Consider the following 18,545-nt stretch of genomic DNA (forward strand, 5'->3'; position numbering starts at 1 on the left):
CCCTCGGGCATCACTTAATCAATCCCACAATCACTCTTCCATTTTCATTGATCGACCTACGCAAGCTAAATTGCAACGTCAGCGTGACCGAAATACTCATCATCACAAAGATAGCGATCAGTATCATCATCTGATATTTAATGGCGACCATAGGTGAAGCGCCGCCCAATATCTGACCCGTCATCATGCCTGGTAAAGTCACTAAGCCTGTTGTTGCCATCGAAGCCAGTATCGGAGCAAACGCCTTTTGCATAGCCGCTCTCACAAAGGGCAGCGCCGCAAATAAAGGCGGAGCACCCAACGCAATAGCGACCTGATATTCTTCATTTCTCTCGTCAAAAGCGGTATAGAGATTCTGCAATGCGACTATGTTGCCACTTAAGCTATTTCCAAGAAGCATCCCCGCCAAAGGGATCATATATTGCGCACTGTAGATTGGAGTGGGTTGAACCACCAGCCAACACAGAATGAAAAGTATAGGAGCAAGGCCAATAACCAAGCCGCTCACAACAGGCGTAAACAGTACCTTGCGAGGGAGCTTTGCTTTACCCACAATTGCACTGGCACCCACTCCAAGCATCACTGCAATCCAAGCTAAATTTAGCCATAGATTATTGGTCGAAAATACAAACTCTAGGTACGCCCCTACAAGAGTCAACTGCACAAACATTCTTGCGACAGACACTCCCATATCTTTTCCTAGCTCAAGCCTATAAAAGCGATTAATAGCAAAAGGGATAACAAGAAGAAGAGAAAAGGTGGCGAGGTGCCACCAGTCAATATCGTGAGAAGGCTGCATAGTTGAGACCGTTGTCGAAGCTAAATTAGCTTGGCAGGTTAGATAAAAAGTCTTTGCCTGCCAATACACCTGACTCATAGTCTGCAAAGATATCGTCTTTGTGGCTCAACAAGCCTGTGCAGTTAAGAGGCTTATGTGGTGCGATCTCTCGAATGGTAACGCCCTCTGGAGGCTGGTTCATAAACTCAGAAATACTGGAATGATTCATGTAATGAGCAAATAGCATTTCCATCGAGCGGGGTGCATGCGCTTTGAACTGCTTATGTGATTGATGGGCAATCATTTCTGTCAGCTTCTCTGTATCCGGCAGCCAGTTTTTAGGCAGGGAGTTGAGCGCGGGAAACTGATGGCTTTGCTTAAGCTGACTGACTCGATTCAAAAACACGTCACTCAGTTGTTTCATGCGTTCATTCTTGCTTAAAGGTGCAATTCGATTGATGTAGGGCTCTATACCTCGAGCTAATTCTAGTTTGAGCTTTTCAAGTGGCTCTGCTTTTATCGCTAATTTACTTGCAGACGTTTTTTCAATCATAGGCTCTGTGGTGATCACCACCATGTTACATGCTCCACGTCGATACGCCTCGTGAACAGGAACAGTGGCTGTTACACCGCCATCAACCCAGTTTGCTCCATCTATATTAATCTCTTGATGGTAAAGCATAGGAATAGCGCAGGTGGCCCTTAGTACGTCATACCAATTTTCAGAAAAGATAGGAAAGTAATAATCCTTCATCTCTTCAACATGGGTAACACAGGCCAAAGCCTGTTTTTCTGAACCCAGATTCTTAGCGCCCTTTTCCAAATCTAATGGGAACTCGCCGCTGTGTACAAACTGAAAGGCCCAGTCGAGATCCATAGCCACCTGTTCTTTATTAACCAATCTATTAAAGTCAAAGAAGCGATTTTGCGTGGTGTAATTAAGAATGAAATCTAATCCTAGGCCAGGCTGCTTAGTCACAAATGAAGAGACATTGAGTGCGCCAGCAGAAGTGCCTAAATACAAAGAAAACGGGTCATAGTTAGCGGCAATAAAGGTATCCAAGACGCCGGCAGCAAATGCCCCCTTTTGACCCCCACCTTGAACCACTAGCGAATACTTATTCGTACACTCAGTTTCCATGTTCCACATTCCTTAAATACGTCAGATAACAAAATACCGAGTGAAGCCAAAGGTTTCAACTCGGTATTATGGTATTTGAGCGTTGTAGATACTTCTACATCATAGGACGGGTATACCGACCTTAGTGTTCAGCACTGCCTAACTCTAGCAAGGTTGCATTGCCACCAACCGCCGTAATGTTTATTGTGCGGGTACGCTCTGTAATGTAGCGAAGTGACAATTTAGGGTCTTGCGCTACTGGCATATTGTATAAATCAATCTCAGCCACTAGCGGAGCAATAGCGCCAGCTTTACCTGCCAAGCTACGATTGACTGATTGCACTAGCACTTCTTCACCCAAAACGCAGACAACACGGACATCGCTATCCAACAATTGAGCATACTGATCATATTCCACCAAGCTAAGCACACCCGCTGGAAGTGATAGATTGTCGATAAGCGTCAATACTTGCTGAGCTAACTCACTGTCTTGCACACACAGCAACACACAATTTCCCGACATCAACGCGACCGATAATTGTGCATAGAGTGCTTTTGCACAGCCTAGATCCACCGACTTATCAGCAACGATAAGCGCGACACCACGACCTGCGGTATACAACTCATTGGTCTCACCGGTTGGCCCTGGCATCAGTTCAGGTTCAGTTAATAACTGAGCGCTGTGCTTATGGTGAAATGCCAGTGGAACCTTAAAGCTCTCCAAAGCAAGTTCAGTGGCTACCGAATTAAGAAGTTGATAGCGAGTAGCGTATGGAGTTTGATTCCAAAGTGCCCATGCGTGTTGTGCTTCTGAGAAGCAAATAGATGCTTTTTTCATTGCTATACCCCTTGCTCATCAGTTTGCGAAGAATGTTGCGTCTCTGCTGAATCCGCCACCTGGCGGTTTCGACATACATGCTCCGTAAAGCGATACAAATAGTTTGGCCCACCCGCTTTTGGACCTGTGCCTGATAGCCCTTGTCCACCAAAAGGTTGAACGCCTACTACTGCACCCACCTGATCACGGTTGATATAACAGTTGCCCACTCGAGCATTTTCCTCAATCCAACGATAAGTGGTTTCATTGCGAGAATGAATACCCATAGTTAGGCCAAAGCCCGTAGTGTTAATCTTGTCTACGACCTCTGCGATCTGGCTCGCCTCGAATTGTACGATATGCAAGATTGGACCAAATTGCTCTTCTTCCAACACAGAGATATCACTGATCTCGATTGCCGTAGGTGATACATACATACCGGCATTGCATTGCTCGTCTAATTCAACTTCAGCAACCACTTTCTGGGTTTTGCGCATCGTCTCGATATGTGCGAGTAATTTCTGCTGTGCAAGCTCATCTATTACAGGACCCACATCTGTACTGTGCAAATAAGGTAGGCCTACGCTGAGCTCTTTCATTGCACCTTGAATCAACTTAGTAATTCTTGGCGCTATGTCTTTTTGTACAAACAATACGCGTAGCGCCGAGCAGCGCTGGCCTGCCGAAGCAAACGCACTGCGCACTACATCGCGAACCACTTGCTCAGGAAGCGCCGTTGAATCGACAATCATTGCATTTTGACCGCCCGTTTCAGCAATGAACGGAACCGGTTGGCTATCACGCTCAGCCAAAGATAGATTAATTCGCTTAGCCGTTGCAGTAGAACCGGTAAACGCCACACCAGCAATGGCAGGATGAGAAGTCAAGGCAGAGCCAATCTCTGCACCACGCCCCGGTAGGAATTGAATGACATCAGCAGGGAAACCAGATTCCAGCATTAACTCAATAGTTCGAGCCGCAATCAAGCTGGTTTGTTCAGCAGGTTTCGCTACAACGGTATTACCCGCGACAAGTGCTGCCGATATCTGACCTAAGAAGATCGCGAGCGGGAAGTTCCATGGGCTAATACAGACAAATACGCCACGACCGTGTCTCTCACACCATTGCAGATTGCCATCAAAGCCTTGAATAGATTCAGGACCAAGGTGAATCGCGTTGTCTGCATAAAAGCGACAGAAATCGACAGCTTCGCGCACCTCATCGATGCTGTCATGAATGGTTTTGCCCGCTTCCATATGGCAAAGGGCTACTAGCTCTGCAAGATTCTCTTCTAGCTTATCCGCTAGATTTCTCAAACACTCAGCACGGCGAGCAACTGGTGCATATCTCCAGTGCTCAAGGCCTGACTGGGCTGTGGTAATAGCATCGGAAACATGATCAAGGTTCGCAAAACCGATCTTACCGACCGTTACACTACGATCAAAAGGCGCAACAACGCTTTCTTCCTTGATCATAGTTCCAGAGATCATGGATCCATTAATGATTGGAGCACCTTGCCATTGCTTAGCAAGGAAGCCAGCCACTTGCTGCTCAAATGGTAGCGCTTCACTCTCAACATCCACATTGATACCGATAGAATTCACGCGCTCACCGAAGATCTGCGGTGGAAGCGGGATCTGATCATTGTGCAGGGTTTCATTGGCTAGCAAGGTATCAACAGGGTGATGCGTTAGATCTTCAACCGGACAACGGGCATCAACCAGCCTATGTACAAACGAGCTGTTAGCACCATTTTCCAGTAGGCGGCGCACTAAGTAAGGCAGCAAGTCTTTATGGCTTCCCACTGGCGCGTAGATGCGTACAGGTTGGCCATATTTTTCCATCACATGGTAGTAGAGTGAGTCGCCCATGCCATGCAGGCGCTGGAACTCATAGTCGGTATGCTCAGCCATCTCTGCAATAGCAGTAACGGTATGAGCATTGTGGCTCGCAAATTGCGGGAAAATATTGCCACGTACGCCCTCGCTCAATAAGAAGCGAGCACACGCCAGATAAGACATATCGGTGGCTTCTTTGCGGGTGTAGACAGGGTAGTTTGCGTAACCCGCCTGCTGTGACCATTTGATCTCACTGTCCCAATATGCGCCTTTAACCAGACGCAATGGAATAACATCGCCCTGTTCTTTGGCTAAGGCATTCACCCAAACCAGAACAGGTAAGCAGCGCTTAGAATACGCTTGGATCACCAGACCAAACTTACCCCAGCCTTTAACAAGATCGTTGGTGTAGACCTTCTCAAACAGCTGTAGAGACAATTCAAGACGATCCGCTTCTTCTGCATCAATGGTGATGGCGACATCCAACTCGATAGCGCGAGTTAATAGCTTGATCAAGGTATCATGAAGCTCGTTAAGAACGCGCTCTTTGTTTGCCGCCTCATAGCGAGGGTGCAATGCGGACAGTTTGATCGAAATAGAGGGCGCAGGGCTTGAGTCATCATTTTGTTTGTTTCGACCAACAGACTCGATCGCCATCAAGTAATCATTGAAGTACTTTTGTGCATCTTCTGAGGTTAAAGCAGCTTCACCCAACATATCGAAAGAGTGAGTAAACCCCTTCTTACGCAGTGGCGCTCCGTTTTTCTGTGCTTCTTTAATGTCACGCCCCAGAACAAACTGGTGTCCCATGACCTTCATCGCTTGGTGCATTGCCTTACGAATTACTGGCTCAGACATTTTGTTCACTAGCTTCGACAGCGCAGAGCTTGGGCTGGTTGTTTCTTGGTTGTTAACGCCAACCACCTTACCAGTCAGCATTAAACCCCAAGTAGAAGCATTAACAAATACAGAATCAGACTGACTCAGGTGAGACTTCCAATCGGCTACGGTAAGCTTGTCTTTAATTAGGGCATCGGCGGTTTCAGAGTCAGGAATACGCATCAATGCTTCGGCAAGGCACATCAACAAAATGCCTTCTTGCGTATCTAGGCTATATTCCAACAAAAGGGCGTCAATCATCTGAATTGAGCGTTTATCGGCGCGGATCGCTTCAATTAGAGCCGTAGTTTGACGTTTTGTACGCTGTTTTTCCTCATCAAGAGGTGTCGCTAGCTTTAATAACTCATTCAACCAAGCCGATTCATCCACCATATACATAGGTGAAATGAGAGACCAAAGCGTCTCTTTGGGTTGGTTAATGAAATCGGGATTTAAAACACTAGATGCTGTAAACATTGCTTTTCCTCAGCTCTATAAAACCACCATGAATTTGGCGACAATCCTACAGAGCACCACTAGCCATAGCAAAGAATACGGAACAATGATCAAGAGAAATGTGATTACAGCCACTTAACATTACATTTCGTCACATTTAACAAGTGTTTCAGGGAACTAGACACTCCCTTTAACACTCTATAAACTCTCCCTCCGCTGGTGTCATGAAATCGGAGATTTCAGGCTTAAAAGGGAATTTGGTGTGAATCCAAAACTGACGCGCAGCGGTATTTGAGAACGAACGTCTTAAGGGGTAACCCAGCACACTGCAATAGTCTATTGCGGGAAGTGAGACGCTAGGTTGTAGAGGTTCCTCTACAGTGCTCATTAGTCCGAATACCTGCCAGTAAGAAAAAACGCAAACATAAGCGTTTTTATCACTACGCGTATTAGGACTCAAAATGAAAAAATCCATTCTGGCAACAGCTATTGTTTCGCTGTATGCCCCTGCACTTTTTGCCCAAGATACTGATTCAACAAAAGTTGATGAAACCATCGTCGTCACAGCAAACCGCTTTGAACAAACTCAAACCTCTGCATTAGCCTCTGTTAGCGTTGTTGAACGTGAACAAATAGAGCAACTGCAAGCGGATAGCGCCTATGATGTGTTAAAGACACTACCTGGCGTTGAAGTTCGCGGACAAGGCACTAAAGCAAGTAATAACAGTGTTTTCCTTCGTGGCTCTAACAGCAACCAAACCCTCATATTGCTAGACGGCGTGCGTCTAAATACTGCTGCGGGTGGCACATACAACACTCTAGGTTTAATCCCTGCCTTTGCTATTGAACGCATTGAAGTTGTGCGTGGTCCACGTGCGGCTGTTTATGGCGCAGATGCTATCGGTGGTGTCATTGCGATAATCACTAAGCCAAGTAATGAATCAGTGCATGAACTGACGTTAAATGGTGGCTCAAACAATTACCATCAAGAAGGTTGGCGTTCCGCAGGCGATCTCTCCGATTCCGCTCAAGGTCATATCGTAGTAAGTAATGAAGGCAGCAAAGGCTACAACATTACCGACCAAGACATTGATCAGGACTTTGGTTACAAGTCTCAGTTTGCAACGGGTGGCGTGACTAAACAGATCAATAACGACTGGAGCGCCGGTTTTAACGGTGTTTGGCAACGCTATGAAAACCAGTATGTCGGAGACTTTGGTCCTGCAGGTACAGCAAAACGTCAAGAAACAGAAAGCTACATTGTTTCTGGCAACGTGAACTACCAGGTTGAAGACTTTAACTCATCACTACAAGTCAACTTTTCTGCTGAAGAGCAAAGTGATGGAGATGATGTCACCAATGCACCTAGAAGCTTTATTGACTCAAAACGTACCTCGGTACTTTGGGTAAACACCTATACGGGTATTGATGCCGTGACGTTAAACGGTGGCGTAGATTACTCCTATGATGAAGCGAATAACTCTGGTGAGATCTACGGTACACCCGTTCAAGATTTCACAGAAAACACGCGCAATAACACAGGTGTGTTTGTTACTACGGCCATAGATTTATCCCCAGTGCTCGTAGAAGCAAGTGTTCGTCATGATGAAAACAGTGCCTATGGTGGCAACACTACATGGGGTATTGGAGCAGGTTGGTTTATTACTGACTCAATACAGCTAACCAGTAATTATGGTACTGCCTTCCGTGCACCAACATTCTTTGACCTATTTTACTCTGATGCCTTTGGCGGTTCAGGTAATCCAGATTTAGAGCCTGAGAAATCTGAATCGTTTGAAGTTGGATTGAACGGTTATTACGATTTATTCACTTGGCAGTTAGTGGCTTACCAAAACGACATTGAAAATCTTATCGTTGCTGACCCACTGACATTCGTTCCGTCCAATGTAGAAGAAGCACGAATTCAAGGTATCGAGTTAAGCATTGATTTTGATACAGGCCCTGTACACCACGTTCTAGTGGGTGATTGGAAAGATCCACAAGATCGCACCAACGACCGTCAACTAGACCGCAGAGCAAAACAAAACTACAAGTGGATTGCTGGATATAACTACGAAGCACTCGGTCTATCTCTAGCCACAAATTACACAGGTGAACGCCCTGATGCTAAAGGCACTGTAGAGCTAGACTCTTACATCACCGTAGATTTTGCGGGTTCTTATCAAGTAACAGACAATTTGGACGTGAAGTTTAAAGTCGATAACTTATTTGATGAAGAATACGAAACCAGTTACGACTCTTTCAACCAATTTTACTGGGTTGGCCCTGAACGCAGCTACTACGCAGGAATCGACTACCGCTTCTAATACAGGTTAACGCAATACAAAAATCCCGACGCGAAGGTGAATTGACCTCGTAAAGTCGGGATTTTTGTATCTAATGTTTATAGAAGAATCTTACTCACTAAACTCATTCAGAGCTTGAAGTGCTAGCTCAGCCTTTGCAGCCTGAACAAAGATATGGTCATGGTAATAGGCTGCGATCACATTCGCACTGATGCCCTTTTCAGCCAGTTTCGTTGATACTGCGGCAGTTAAGCCTACCGCCTCAAGGCTTGAATGCACGGTCAATGTAATCATTCGAAAGGCACCATCAAACGGTAATTGCTTCTGCTCCGCAATACGCCTCTCTAACACTAAGGTTAACCCTTCCGGCTCTATAAAGGTGCCAACAGGGTTAAGCTCAATATAATCACTTAGCTTTCCTTCCACAGTACAAAAGACAAATTCCTCTTCCTGTAAATGTGGCTTCATTGACTTAAGAAGCTGATCTAACTCTTTAATTCCCGACATTGTGTTTCCTTAGGGTCATATCATTCTGGGTTCTGGGACCTAGGACCTAGCACCTAGCACCTAGCACCTAGTGTAATCTTTACACTGTAAATTAAGGCGCTAAACGCTCTATTTCCCAATCATGCTCTTTGTCGGCGGTATAGATAAATCTATCATGCAGTCGATTCGCACCGCCCTGCCAAAACTCAATCGACTCGACCTTTACTCGATATCCGCCCCAAAAAGACGGCATCGGAATTTCTCCATCAGCAAACTTCTTTTTTAGCTCAAGGAATTTACCCTCAAGAATGCCTCTAGCAGAAATACGCGAACTCTGTTTACTCGCAATAGCGGCAAGCTGGCTCTCTTTTGGACGAGAAGTGAAGTATTTGAAGTTTTCGGCTGCAGTAAGTTTTTCCGCTACACCCGTAACATGAACCTGGCGCTCTAGTGGGTGCCAAGGGAAATGTAGGCTAATTCGATTGTTCTCTTTCAGCTGAATCGCTTTGCGGCTTCCAAGATTGGTGTAAAACACAAAGCCACGATCATCCAAACTCTTGAGCAAAACAATTCTCTGATAAGGCTGGCCGCGCTCATCAACCGTCGCCACTGTCATTGCGGTAGGATCCGTCAGCTTTGCTTCAACCGCTTGCTCTAACCATAAATTAAACTGATCAACAGGGTTTGCTTTCAAATCCTTTCTGCGAAGACCACCTAAGGTATAGTCTCGACGAATATCCGTTAACTTCATTTCACATCCTCAAATCGATTTTGTTAAATTTTGCGCGCCAATGCCAAAGAACTCAAGGGCGTTTTTAGTTGAAACATGCATGATACGCGTATCTCCCCTAGTTTGAGTCACTTTGTACATGCATTGGTGCAATTAACAACCGATTCACTCGAAAAGATTACTTCGAAAATTCAATAACCTACTGCACATTATAATGTTGTGAACACCGAGTGAATCAATTGAACGTATACTTAACATTCACAACAAATAAGAATACTATAGAGAAAACATTCGCTATATCTCAGCGCGATAATATCAGACTAGTTATAGATACAATTTCCCTCGTTCACTCAATGCGCAAATGGATGGCCTATGAGTCAAGAGAAACTAAAAAATCTCGGTCGTACCGAGTTAGAGTATGTGGATGATAAAACCGCAGCTCTGCTTTTAAACACCCCATCAAATGCCAGATTACTGCTCTGGTTTGTTCTTCTATTCTTCAGTTGCGCTATCGGTTGGGCAAGTTGGGCTGAGTTAGACAAGGTCACCGTAGGCAGTGGCAAGGTTATCCCTTCCAGTCAACTACAGGTGGTACAAAACCTAGAGGGTGGTCTTGTTAAAGAACTTCTAGTAAGAGAAGGTCAGCAGGTCACTAAGGGTCAACAACTTCTGCTCATCGACGATACTCGCTTTCGTTCTGATTTTCGTGAACGTGAACAGCAGATCTACAACCTAACCGCTAAGGTTCTGCAACTATCTGCCTCGGTAGCCAGCATTGAGGTAAAAGAAGACGTAACTCTGCGTAATTGGCGCAACAGCGTCACTATAAGCACAGACAAGCTTGTTTACCCTGCCAACTTTGAAGAAACCCAACCCAGATTGGCCGCTAGGCAACGTTCAGAATATCGACAAGACCTCAATAATCTTAGAAACCAGTTAAGGGTGCTAGATCAACAAGTTGATCAAAAAATTCAAGACCTTAATGAGGTAAGAAGCCGAGTATCTAACCTTAAACAAGGTTATGACTTTGCTCAGAAAGAGTATGAGCTTATGGCGCCGCTCGCCGAAGAAGGCATAGTACCGCAGATCGAATTCATCAAACTGAAGCGACAAGTCAACGACACCAAGCGTGAATTAGATTCTGCTCGAGGACGTGTGCCTGTACTTAACGCCGAAATCAGAGAGGCATTGCTCAGTCGAGTGGATGTAGCTTTAGGTTTTCGCTCTGAACAACAAGAAAAGCTCAACCTCAGCCAAGATGAGCTTTCAGCAATCACTCAAAGCACTGTGGGCTTAGAAGATAGAGTAAGCCGCACAATCGTTACCTCGCCAGTAACCGGAACCATCAAGAAGCTTCACACCAATACCGTAGGCGGTGTTATACAGCCGGGTATGGACCTTGTAGAGATTGTCCCTACTGAAGATATGCTGGTGGTTGAGGCAGAGATCGCCCCTCAAGACATCGCTTTCCTGCGCCCCGGCTTGTTGGCTATCGTCAAATTCAGTGCCTACGACTTTACCAAGTACGGTGGCCTTGTAGGTCGCTTAGAGCACATCAGTGCCGATACCATTCAAGATGAAGAAGGAAACAGTTTTTATCTAGTTCGAGTTCATACCGATCAAACGGGGTTTGGTAGTGATGGAGAGTTGCCCATTATCCCAGGCATGACCGCTTCTGTGGACATCATTACAGGTAAGCGAACCGTGCTGGACTATTTGCTCAAGCCAGTGTTAAGCGCCAAAGGGCGCGCCTTGCGTGAATAGAAGAAATGATTAGACCCTTAATCATTTCACTACTTGCAGGGACGCTTACATTTAGCGTTCCTGCGCTCGACAAAGAAGAACTGCTCTGGAAGTCCAAGGTAGAGGCGGCCTATGGAGAACGAGCTGGAAAACGCGTCGTCGCATGGCGCAATGCCGTATCCGATGCGGCGGGTAAGCCAGAACTGGAACAGTTAAAGCTCATCAACGACTTCTTCAATCAGTTCATGTTTGTTGATGATATTTATTTATGGGGAAAAAAGGACTATTGGGCGACACCGATGGAGTTGGTTGGTGTGGGTGCAGGAGACTGCGAAGACTTCACCATAGCTAAATACTTCAGCCTCTTAGAGCTTGGTATTGATGAAAACAAACTCAGGCTTATCTATGGCAAAGCTGTTGAACTAAATCAGTTTCATATGGTAGTTGCCTACTACCCGACTCCAAACTCAGTTCCTCTCGTTCTAGATAATTTGGATTTTCGTATTTTACCTGCATCACAACGCCCTGACATTGTGCCTATTTACAGTTTTAACGGCGACCACTTATGGCTCGCAAAAGAAAGTATCCAAGGAAAAGTGGCTGGAAAGTCCTCTCGATTAAGCTTGTGGAATCAAGTTCGAGAACGACAAAAAAAGCTCGTGTTAAACCAGCCTTTGGTCAATTTGGACGAATAATATTATGACTTTATATACAAAACTGCTTATCAGTATCTCACTTACCTTCAGTTTATTGTTTGTAGGTTTGTTCTACGTCGATTATCACCAATCTCGTCAATTCATTGCACAGAAGCAATTTTCAGAGGTTAAGAATGCGATCAATACTGTAGGTCTCGCCCTCTCTCCCTACCTAGAAGACAATGATCCGGTCGCTGTAGAAACCGCAGTTAATGCCCTATTTGACGGGAGTTCTTTTTCTTCAGTCAGAGTGGTGATGCTACAAACGGGTGATGAGATAGTAAGAAGCTATCCCATTAGAGGTGAGAATGCACCTAACTGGCTGGTTGAACTAGATATTTTTCAAACCATTCATGAAAAACGTGTCGTTACCAGTGGATGGTTACAACTGGCAGAGATTGAAATAATAAGCCACCCAGGCGTCGCTTATGCGGCGCTTTGGAGGAATATGGAGTTTACTCTGGGTGTGGGTATCGCAGCCTTTCTTTTTGCTCTACTGCTCACTAGTTTCTTCGTCAAACGATCTCTTGAGCCCTTGAATCAACTTTCAGGCGCGGCAACTCAAATCGCTAATAGGGATTTCAACATTTCATTGAGTAAGCCTGATACACAAGATCTGGTGCCTGTATTTAATGCCTTTGAGTCAATGGTCATTCGTATAAAAGCCTTTGTTGAAGAACAAACCAGACAAGCCGATATTCTGCGCATACAAGCCTTTATCGATAAACCCTCCACACTGGGTAATCGCAATTACTTTACCAGTCAACTTGAGTCGAAAAAGTCTGAGGGACAAACGCTGGTAGTAGCGGTTATCCGTTATGAAGAAGCAACTCAAGCCAAGACGAGGCATGACTTTGAAGCTGTAACCGAACTCATGCAGCGAGTTGGCCCTGCACTTAAGACATTGACCAACGACAGTTCCATTGTCTGTGCTCGCCTATTAGATGATGAAATCGGTGTCATTGCCCCTTATGAAGATGAACAGCAATTGAGCGAGCTTCTAGCGCAACTCTCCAGCCTATCCAAGTCCGCAAAGGAAACAAAGTTTGAGATTGGCGCTGTCATTACTGACGGCTTCGCAGATTCTAAATCCATTCTAAGCTCGGTAGATATCTCTTTAACTAAAGCTAAGTTGGAACCGAGCAATCAACATATTCACCATGAAAACAAAGGCTTAGCGCTCTCAGCCACACAATGGATAGAGTTAGTAGAAGGTGCAATGTCTCGCAATGCAGTAATGACCAAATCACAACTGGTCAAAGGCATAGCCAGTGATGCGTATCATAGAGAAATTTTCTCGGGTATTGAACATGAAGGAAACTACACTCCTGCGATTATGTTCCTTGCGCCTATGGAAAAAATGAACAAAGCACATCTCTACGATCAATACATTATCGAAAGCATGATCAAGGAGCTAAGCAATGACAGTTCACCGGTTCCTGTTGCAATCAACCTAGCACCTGCCACGGTAACGTCACCAGAATTCATTACATGGCTAGAGGATAGACTGCAGAAACACCCTCAGCTTGCTGCTTATCTCCACTTCGAACTGCATGAAGCCGTGTTCATTTATCACAAAGAGATGACTCGACTATTGGTGTCTACCATTCGTCGCAACGGCGCTAAATTTGGCGTAGACAACTATGCGCACCACCTAAAATCTCTCGATTACTTACAAGAGTTTTCACCTGACTACGTCAAACTAGACTACTTATTTACTCTGAATCTAAACGATGAAAAGACCACAGAAACCTTATCTTCAGTTGCCAAGCTCGCGCATGATATTGGCGCATTTGTCATAGCCACAAGAGTAGAAAACCAAAGACAAATTAATAAGTTAGCCATGCATAACGTCAATGGACTGCAAGGCTTCGCTATTGACACCAAGGATGACAATGAATGAAAGACTCATTACTTCACTCTCTGATTTACGTCAGTCGCTACTACGGCCTTTCAAATTCGCCGGAAGCACTGATCAACGGCTTGCCTCTTCCCGAGGGCATGCTGACACCAATTCTGTTTCCTAGAGCGGCCGAAAGAGCAGGCCTAGTCGCTAAAGAACAATCTGCGCCTTTGAAAAAGGTCTCCGATCTGGTTCTTCCCGCCGTTCTTCTTACCGGTGAAAACGAAGCCTGCGTATTACTCAGTGTGGATCACGAAAAAGGACAAGCAGAGATTGTAGGTCGGGATACTGGTTTTGTAGCCACAACTGTAACGTTAAAAGACCTAGAAGAAGATTACAGCGGACGTTACTTTCTCATCAAAAAACAATTTCGCTTTGATCAACGCTCACCCGAAATATTGAAAACACGCAAGGGACATTGGTTTTGGGGAACCTTAAAAGAATCCCGATCTATCTATCGAGACGTCCTCATCGCCTCCATCTTGATCAATATATTCGCCATTGCCACCCCACTCTTTACTCGAATCGTGTACGACAAGGTAGTGCCCAACCTCGCCTTTGAGTCGTTATGGGTACTTGCGAGCGGTATTGTCGTTATTTTTATTTTTGATTTATTGCTTAAATCTCTTCGCAGCTACTTTATCGATGTTGCTGGGAAAAAATCAGACATCATCATCTCATCCAAACTGTTTAGTAAAGTCATGGGAATCAGAATGGAGGCTCGCCCTCCATCGGTTGGTGCGTTTGCAAGGCATCTACAGGAGTTTGAATCCATTAGAGAATTCTTTACCTCTGCCACCATTGCCGCTCTCATCGATTTACCCTTCGCTTTGCTATTCCTTTTAGTGATTTGGCTGATTGCAGGTAACGTCGTGTTGGTACCTATCGTCTGCGTTACCTTGCTGATTCTCCATTCTCTACTGATTCAACGACCACTTAGAAACAGTATCGAAGAGGGCTCACGTCTAGCCTCACAAAAATACGCAAATCTAATAGAAGCTCTTTCCGGTTTAGAATCATTGAAGATGTTTGGAGCTCAGAGCCAGTTCCAGTATCGCTGGGAAGAAGCGGTAGCTCATATGGCTAACTGGAATATAAAGAGTCGCCGCATTACCGATAGCGTACAAAACTCAGCAGGCTTCCTTCAGCAATCGTCAAACGTCGGCATGTTAATTATGGGTGTATACCTGATTTCAGAGGGAGAGTTGACTATGGGTGGCTTGATTGCTGCCACTATGTTGAGCGGGCGCGCCATAGGTCCTTTGGTGCAAGTGGCCTTGCTATCGACTCGTTACAACCAAGCTAAGTCTTCAATGACCATCATCGAGCAAGTGATGAGCATGCCGGATGAGCAAGAAGAGGATAAGCGCTACATTCACCGTCCTGTACTCCAAGGCAAGATTGAACTGGATAAAGTCACGTTCAACTACCCAGATGCTCCTGTCTCTTCGATTCGAGATGTGAGCTTGACTATTCGACCAGGAGAGAAAGTTGCCATCATCGGTCGCATAGGCTCTGGTAAAACCACCTTAGAGCGTTTGATTATGGGGCTGTACAAGCCAACAGAAGGGCACGTCCGCATTGATGACACCGACATACAACAATTGCACCATACCGATGTGAGAAGCAATATAGGCTGCGTCCCGCAAGACATAACCCTCTTTTACGGTTCCATACGCGATAACATCACCCTTGGTAAGCAACTTGCTGAAGACAACGAAGTCATGATCGCAGCCAAACGCGCAGGTGTGACAGAATTTACGATGAAAGACCCTGCTGGACTGGAAAGACAAGTGGGTGAAGGTGGCCTATTACTATCAGGCGGTCAACGTCAGGCGGTAGCGGTAGCACGCGCATTACTAGGAAGGCCCCCTATCCTTCTTCTTGATGAACCCACCAGTGCCATGGACAACCGCGCCGAAGCACTGTTTAAAAACGAACTAAAGAATTTATCCAACGAAGAAACTTTGGTTCTAATCACTCACAAAACATCGATGCTAGAAGTGGTTGATAGATTGATAGTGATGAGTGCTGGCTCTGTTGTCGCAGATGGCCCGAAAGAAAAGGTACTGGCTGAATTACAAAAGGGAAACCTTAAATCAGTCAATAAGTAGATGATTTACAGTGTAAATCGAGGGCAGTAACTTTGAAAAGTTACTGCTCTTTTCATTTGAACTTTACACCCTGATAGATTGCGAATAGCACGCCTTCGATTAATACACCAAAGCCAGCAATTGCCAGAAACTCTTCAGATGATATGTGCTGGTTCTTATGAAGTAGCCCTAAGCAAAGCACAACAAATAAAACAACGACTCCCAACAAGACAAATACCAGTTTTGTAAGCTTGTTGAAGATTTCCTGAGTTGTTGACAGCATAAGTCGACTAGCCTCAATAATATAAAATGCGGATAGCAACAGACTAACGAACTTGGCGACCGAAAAACATGAACAGTGCTATTGGCTATATTCATGTTTTTAAGAGAGACAGTTTGGTGAGAGGTGAAATTTACAGTGTAAATTGACCTATGAGACAGAAATTATTGAATTTACACTGTAAATCACCAGCTTATCGAGTGCTAAGTAGGTGTTCTTGGATGGCTTGGCGGTAATTCGCTTCCGCTTGCTTTCGTCCTGTGAAGCCATGATTCTTACAAACGTCAGACCAACTCAGCTTCTTTATGACTAAGTCAGAGATAAGAGTGACTTTCTCAAACTCTATTCTATGCAAGTTCAAGAGCAATAGTTCTCTCACTTTTGAGCGGGTAGCTTCAAAGCTTGCTCCGCCCTGAACGTAATTCTCCAGCACTCGTAAATGGCAATCTTGTTGATGAGGAAGATTCACGCCTCCTTCACTGAGTAGCTGCATGAGAACGTCACTAGATAGATTGCGGTGAATATCGGATGCAGTATCAAGCAAGCCTTCTCTTAGTTGATGTCTAGCACCGTCCAACCATGAAAGAGAATGGTTCAAGGGCTTAACCATAGTGACAGAGAAACAACCACTGGCTTGGTCTTGTTTGCTACCTAAGCGTACAGACTGAAAATGATTGGTTACCCAAAAGTTTGCCAGCTCCCCAGTCACGCCAAAGCTCGTTGATAAATATTCCACGTCTGTTTGCTTTTCAGATAACTGAGACAACATCCAGCCACCAATGCCTTGTCCTTGAAGACCTGGGTGGACCGCTATTCGCATAATTCGAAGGCTTTTAACCCGTGCAGGTGCGTTATCGGCAAGTTGAGAAACCAAAGAGACCGGCACCATATGCCCTGCAGGACGTCGTCGACCTAGCTGTACATCAGCAAGTGTCGATTCCTCTAAGCCGCCTTCTAGGTACCCAACAATAACCCCGACGACGTGGTCACCCTGCAGTGCTTGGTAAAACACAATATTCGGGTCATCCAAAAGCTGAAACAGATCGTTTGGCGTCGTTTGATAATGAGCGTTGACCAACAAGCCAAATCCTTTCCTCAATATCTCTGGAGAACGAGCGTAACTGTCTGCCTCAATTTTTTGCAGATGAATGGTGAGGTCAGTATCTAGTGGCGCAGATTCAATCTCCGCATCGAGTAAGAAGGTATCAAATAACCATGCTTCCATTGGATCGTCTGGGTTCCAACGTATAGGTTGAGTAAGCTTAACTGAGTTCCAACCTGGTCGATGCTCGCTTAACCACGCTTCAAACTTAATGCCAAAGCCTCGCCCGCATCCTTCATAGCCATGCACAGTTGTGGCAAAACACACTCTATGATAACGCTCGACGATAGACTTAAGGATTGGCAGCGGTATCGCAGCAGCCTCGTCAACTAACAGCAAATCACAAACCTGCTGCTCACGTAGCAATTCATCAGGTGCAATAAACTCAACGCTCCCACCTTTAATGGAAGAAGCGATATTAGGCTTTTGATTACTACAACCAGATGCAGACTTCGCGTGTTCAAATAATGTTTTAACCGCTTGAGTATTCGGAGCGGTCACCAAAATCTTCTTAGTCTCATCTTTAATGATTCGTCCTGCCGCCATTCCTAAAGCCGCCGATTTCCCTCTTCCTCTATCAGCAGTTATAACCAAAGGTCGTTTCCTGTGTCCGCTAAGCACACGCGAGATAGCCTGAATGGCCTGTTGCTGTTGCTCGTATCGGTCAAAGCTTGCAAGGGGCTCTACTTTCTTGATTTCAGGGAAAGTGTCTCCATTCTGTTTGATACGATGAAAAGACTTAAGTGCTCGTTCAAGCCACAACGATGAGTAGTTATCACCCTCATTTTTGCTCGAAGGCAACACAATCAACATCCCACCCCCCTTTAATGTGCCACTTACAGCGGTAAAGCCATTGGCATCAAAAGGTGAACTTAAGTCAGCCACTATCAGGTCTGACTCTTGTCCTAGCTTCTGACGCGCCTGCTTAAACGTAAGGCTTTCACCATAGCTCAAGCCATGGTTACCAATAATTAACGCCCTGTGATGCTCTACAGCCGCTCCAAACGCTTCCAATAGCTCCAATTGCCACTCTCTACTTCCATCAAGTACGACGCCACTGCGATGCATAGATTTAGAGGCATTGAGTTTTAATGAGACCAAGGTTTGAAGATGAGGATGGTGTGACAAGGTAATCGCCTAAGTGACTGAATAATCATTGTGCTTAGAATAGCAGAATCAAGATCAGAGTGACTATTACTACGCCTCTCTTCATCAAAATACCTTTAGCCATTAAAAAGACCTATCTAGGGCTAAGAATTGGCAACCTAACACAATACTTCGAGCTAGCTTGATATACGATAGAGTAAGAACACGGAGGT

At 45.2% G+C, this 18,545-nt stretch carries 12 protein-coding genes and 1 riboswitch; of the genes, 5 read left to right on the forward strand and 7 right to left on the reverse strand.

From position 1 onward, the window contains the following. Positions 1-10: 10 nt before the first annotated feature. From OCU35_RS18995 to putA, 4 genes are all read right to left on the reverse strand, one after another. Positions 11-799: an ABC transporter permease gene (locus OCU35_RS18995; RefSeq protein ID WP_065210382.1), complete on the reverse strand. Its 789-nt coding sequence runs from the start codon at positions 797-799 to the stop codon at positions 11-13. A gap of 25 nt (positions 800-824) precedes the next feature. Continuing rightward, positions 825-1,919 carry a patatin-like phospholipase family protein gene (locus OCU35_RS19000; protein ID WP_261826232.1) on the reverse strand — a complete coding sequence of 365 codons (1,095 nt, stop codon included), beginning with the start codon at positions 1,917-1,919 and terminating at the stop codon, positions 825-827. Between the two features lie 121 nt (positions 1,920-2,040). Continuing rightward, complete coding sequence (locus tag OCU35_RS19005) at positions 2,041-2,736, reverse strand: hypothetical protein (protein ID WP_261826233.1); 696 nt, start codon at positions 2,734-2,736, stop codon at positions 2,041-2,043. A gap of 2 nt (positions 2,737-2,738) precedes the next feature. Further along, positions 2,739-5,909 carry a bifunctional proline dehydrogenase/L-glutamate gamma-semialdehyde dehydrogenase PutA gene (gene putA, locus OCU35_RS19010; protein WP_261826234.1) on the reverse strand — a complete coding sequence of 1,057 codons (3,171 nt, stop codon included), beginning with the start codon at positions 5,907-5,909 and terminating at the stop codon, positions 2,739-2,741. A gap of 179 nt (positions 5,910-6,088) precedes the next feature. Continuing rightward, positions 6,089-6,310, forward strand: a riboswitch (cobalamin riboswitch). A gap of 39 nt (positions 6,311-6,349) precedes the next feature. Between putA and OCU35_RS19015 the strand changes: the two genes are divergently transcribed. Continuing rightward, positions 6,350-8,215 (forward strand): TonB-dependent receptor domain-containing protein, encoded by a 1,866-nt coding sequence (locus tag OCU35_RS19015; RefSeq protein WP_261826235.1) that lies wholly within the window; start codon positions 6,350-6,352, stop codon positions 8,213-8,215. Positions 8,216-8,305: 90 nt separating this feature from the next. Here the strand turns inward: OCU35_RS19015 and OCU35_RS19020 are convergent, their stop codons facing one another. Further along, positions 8,306-8,701, reverse strand: a complete 396-nt coding sequence (locus tag OCU35_RS19020) for an ACT domain-containing protein (protein WP_102451259.1) — start codon at positions 8,699-8,701, stop codon at positions 8,306-8,308. Between the two features lie 91 nt (positions 8,702-8,792). Further along, positions 8,793-9,431, reverse strand: a complete 639-nt coding sequence (pdxH, locus tag OCU35_RS19025) for a pyridoxamine 5'-phosphate oxidase (protein WP_017028421.1) — start codon at positions 9,429-9,431, stop codon at positions 8,793-8,795. A 351-nt stretch (positions 9,432-9,782) separates the two neighbouring features. Here pdxH and OCU35_RS19030 point away from each other — a divergent pair, with 351 nt between their 5' ends. From OCU35_RS19030 to OCU35_RS19045, 4 genes are read left to right on the forward strand one after another with little or no spacing between them, the layout of a single operon-like run. After that, on the forward strand, positions 9,783-11,174 hold the full coding sequence (locus OCU35_RS19030) for an HlyD family type I secretion periplasmic adaptor subunit (protein WP_102550060.1): 1,392 nt from the start codon (positions 9,783-9,785) through the stop codon (positions 11,172-11,174). 5 nt (positions 11,175-11,179) lie between these two features. Further along, positions 11,180-11,848 (forward strand): transglutaminase-like cysteine peptidase, encoded by a 669-nt coding sequence (locus tag OCU35_RS19035; protein WP_261826236.1) that lies wholly within the window; start codon positions 11,180-11,182, stop codon positions 11,846-11,848. Positions 11,849-11,852: 4 nt separating this feature from the next. Next, positions 11,853-13,751, forward strand: a complete 1,899-nt coding sequence (locus OCU35_RS19040) for a bifunctional diguanylate cyclase/phosphodiesterase (protein WP_261826237.1) — start codon at positions 11,853-11,855, stop codon at positions 13,749-13,751. Beyond that, positions 13,748-15,865 (forward strand): type I secretion system permease/ATPase, encoded by a 2,118-nt coding sequence (locus OCU35_RS19045; RefSeq protein ID WP_261826238.1) that lies wholly within the window; start codon positions 13,748-13,750, stop codon positions 15,863-15,865. Before OCU35_RS19040 ends, OCU35_RS19045 begins: the two co-directional genes overlap by 4 nt. A 452-nt stretch (positions 15,866-16,317) precedes the next feature. On the opposite strand, the gene OCU35_RS19050 is transcribed toward OCU35_RS19045, so the two are convergent. Continuing rightward, on the reverse strand, positions 16,318-18,354 hold the full coding sequence (locus tag OCU35_RS19050; RefSeq protein ID WP_261826239.1) for a tRNA(Met) cytidine acetyltransferase TmcA: 2,037 nt from the start codon (positions 18,352-18,354) through the stop codon (positions 16,318-16,320). Between the last annotated feature and the right edge of the window lie 191 nt (positions 18,355-18,545).

The organism is Vibrio breoganii (assembly GCF_024346795.1).
Classification (GTDB): domain Bacteria; phylum Pseudomonadota; class Gammaproteobacteria; order Enterobacterales; family Vibrionaceae; genus Vibrio; species Vibrio breoganii.